The organism is Mesorhizobium sp. M2A.F.Ca.ET.037.01.1.1 (assembly GCF_003998075.1).
GTDB lineage: Bacteria > Pseudomonadota > Alphaproteobacteria > Rhizobiales > Rhizobiaceae > Mesorhizobium.
Genome location: NZ_RZSA01000972.1, coordinates 1 through 2,414 on the forward strand (window position 1 = coordinate 1; position 2,414 = coordinate 2,414).

A 2,414-nucleotide genomic window follows, 5' to 3' on the forward strand; every position below is an offset into this window, starting at 1 on the left:
AGCCGGCACCGCGCTCGACCGCATCGTCGGGCTGGAGCTCGGCGCCGACGATTACATCGTCAAGCCGTACGAATTGCGCGAGGTGCTGGCGCGGGTGCGCAGCGTTTTGCGCCGCGTGCCGCAGCCGGCCGAGCCGCAAGCCGCAAAGGCCGAGACCGGCAATCGGCGTTTCATGAATTTCGGCGGCTTTCAGGCCGATTTCGACGGTCGCCTGGTCACCGCCGCCAATGGCGCGGTGATCGAGATGGCCAAGAGCGAATTCGACGTGCTCGAGGTTTTCCTCACCCGCGCCAACCGCCTCCTGACGCGCGCGGCGATTTCGGAAGCCATCGGCTTCGTCGAGGACCCGGAATCGTCACGCGCGGTCGACATCCGCATCATGCGGCTGCGAAAGAAGATCGAGGCCGACCCAGCCAATCCGAAATTCCTGCGCACGGTGCGCGGCGAAGGCTATATCTTCTCGCTGCCGAATGGCGACGCCAACTAAAGCAATTCCAGGAAAAGTGTGAGTGGTAGGCTCGGCGGTTTCGCCGTAGCCTTCCGTCCGGAATTGCGTCAAAACAAAGCGATAGAGCGGTTCGCCGTTTCCGCGGGAACGAAGGGTGCTCTGAACGACCGACGTCCGGGCCTGGAATTTACCATGACTGCCGATGCAGCACGCACCGATACGCATGCCTCGCGCCCGGGCGGCGCAGCGATGGCGGCCGTGCATGTCGTGCGCCGCCTGCGCGAGGCGGGCGACTGGCAGCGCGAGATGGACGGCATACTGGAGACGGTGTGCCGCAAGATGGATTGCCAGCGCGGCATTCTCTTCCGGCTGCGTGAATTGCCGGGCGAAGGTTTCGCCCAGTCGGTCGCCGCCTACTGGATCGACCCCGACTCCGGCGGCGACCTGGCCTCGCCCACGGTGATAATGCAGTCGATCATCAACTCGGATACCTTGCTGGAGCGCCTGCAGGAAGACGAGCGGCAGGGCAAGATCTTCTCCGGCCACACACGCAACTTGGACGGTTTCCTGCGGGACGACTTCGAGAAGCAGAGCATCAAGTCGTTCCTGTCCGTCTCCGTTTTCGCGCATGGCCACCTCTGGGGCACGCTGGCGGTCAACGACTGCGTCGCCGAGCGCGAATGGACGGATGAGGAAGAGGCGACGCTGCACATCATCGCTCTGGCCATCGGCGACGCCATCGAGCGCTCGCCATCCGAGGCGCATGCCAGCGAGGTGATCCGCCGCACCATGCTGCAGGCCTCCCTAGACGCCATCATCGTCATCGACGAGACGGGCTCGATCATCGAGTTCAATCCGGCCGCCGAGAAGATGTTCGGCTTCCAGCGCAGCTCGATCCTCGGCAAGGACCTGCTCGATACCATCGTTCCGATATATTACCGCAAGGGCTACGCCTCGGGTGCCGAATACATGGCGGGCCGCGGCGCGCCGATGGTCGGCCAGCGCCTGGAGACCGTCACCCAGAACGCAGCCGGCGAGATTTTCCCGATCGAGCTGACGGCGACGGAGATGCGCGTTGCCGACCGCCGCCTGATCTTCGGCTCGATCCGCGACCTGCGCGAAAAGCTGCAGGCCGAGGAGGAGATCAACCGCCAGCGCGAGAAGCTGCACCAGAACGAGAAGATGGCGGCGATGGGCTCGCTGCTCGCCGGGGTCTCGCACGAGCTCAACAACCCGCTGGCAGTGGTGGTGGCGCAGTCGACGCTGCTGCACGAATTCGCCGGCGATCCGCAGACCAAGGTGCGCGCCGAGAAGGTGCGCGCGGCCGCCGAGCGCTGCGGCCGCATCGTCAAGAGCTTCCTGTCGATGGTGCGGCTGCACCCGACCGAGCAGGCCGAGACCGATCTCAACCAGGTGATGCGCTCGGCGCTCGAAGTCACCGCCTATGGTGCCCGCTCCAGCGGCATCATCATCGACACCGATTTCGCCACCGGGCCGCTGCTTGCCATGGCCGACGCCGACCATATCACCCAGGTGGCGGCGAACTTCCTCATCAACAGCCAGCATGCGCTGGCCGGCATCACCGGCGAGCGGATCATCAAGGTGCGGACATTCCGCAACGAGCACGGCAATCCGGGCTTCTCCGTCGAGGACAACGGCCCGGGCATTCCCGAGGCGATCCGCGCGCGAATCTTCGAATCCTATTTCACCACCAAGCCGGTCGGGGTTGGCACCGGCATCGGCCTGTCGATCTCGAAGTCGATCGTCGAGCGCCACAACGGCAACATCTGGTTCGAGGAAGTGCAACCGACCGGCGCGCGCTTCGTCGTGCAATTGCCGGCGATTGCCGGCGGTGCCGCAAGCGCGGGTGAAGGGCCGGCGCGCTCGAGCGGGTTGCGCCATGCGTTGATCATCGACGACGAGCCCGACGTCGCGGGCTCGCTTTCGGATATACTGGAGCTGATGG

2 protein-coding genes are annotated in these 2,414 nt (G+C 65.1%); both read left to right on the plus strand.

Features of this window, described 5'->3' with window-relative positions:
* On the plus strand, positions 1–487 hold a 487-nt coding region (locus EOA27_RS32100; RefSeq protein WP_145970676.1), incomplete at its 5' end, for a response regulator transcription factor.
* A gap of 153 nt (positions 488–640) precedes the next feature.
* On the plus strand, positions 641–2,414 hold a 1,774-nt coding region (locus EOA27_RS32105; protein WP_245491223.1), incomplete at its 3' end, for a sensor histidine kinase.